We start from the raw sequence: 666 nt of genomic DNA, 5'->3' as shown, positions 1-666 counted from the left end.
CTGTTAGGCGACATGCAAAACTGACCCCCTCGCGTCACTGAAAACTGGCCCCCTCCGGAAGGAGGACGGGACAGATGAATATGGATGATGAGACGATCTCCGCAGTTGGCTTGCGGAGGGACGCGATGCTTGAGCCTGATGAGGTGACGGCGATGCTGAGGTTGAGGAAGCTGGGCTGGGGCAGCAAGCGCCTGGCGCGAGAGTTTGGCTGTTCGCGCACGACCGTAAAGCGATATCTTGGGGCAGGCCGGTGGCAACCCTATCAGCGGCGGGTACTTCGCGGGATGTTGGCCGGTCATGAGACATGGCTTCGTGAGCGATTTTTCCGGCACCGGGGCAATGCCGATGTCGTTCGGCAGGATTTGGCCCGTGAACTCGGTGTCGTAGCGAGTTTGCGGACGGTTGAGCGAGCAGTGGCTGGCTTTCGGCAACAGCTGGCGGCAGAAGCGCGCGCGACGACACGGTTCGAGACGCCGCCAGGTCACCAGCTTCAGATCGATTTTGGCGAGAAGCGCGTCTGCATCGGTGGTGATAGGGTCCGAATATATGTTTTTGTCGCGACCCTGGGCTATTCCCGCCGCCCCTTCACGATGGCATTCCGCCATGAGCGGCAGTCGGCCTGGTTCGATGGCATGGAGGCAGCCTTTCGCCATTTTGGCGGCGTAA

1 protein-coding gene is annotated in these 666 nt (G+C 60.8%); it reads left to right on the top strand.

What is annotated here, in order from left to right; translation table 11 throughout:
- Positions 1-74 precede the first annotated feature (74 nt).
- On the top strand, positions 75-666 hold a 592-nt coding region (locus ACFO3E_RS17145), incomplete at its 3' end, for a helix-turn-helix domain-containing protein (protein ID WP_380806654.1).

Source organism: Sphingobium tyrosinilyticum (assembly GCF_042654265.1).
Taxonomy (GTDB): domain Bacteria; phylum Pseudomonadota; class Alphaproteobacteria; order Sphingomonadales; family Sphingomonadaceae; genus Sphingobium; species Sphingobium tyrosinilyticum.
Note: the sequence above shows the minus strand (reverse complement) of the source record. Positions and strands in the feature narration are given on the sequence as shown.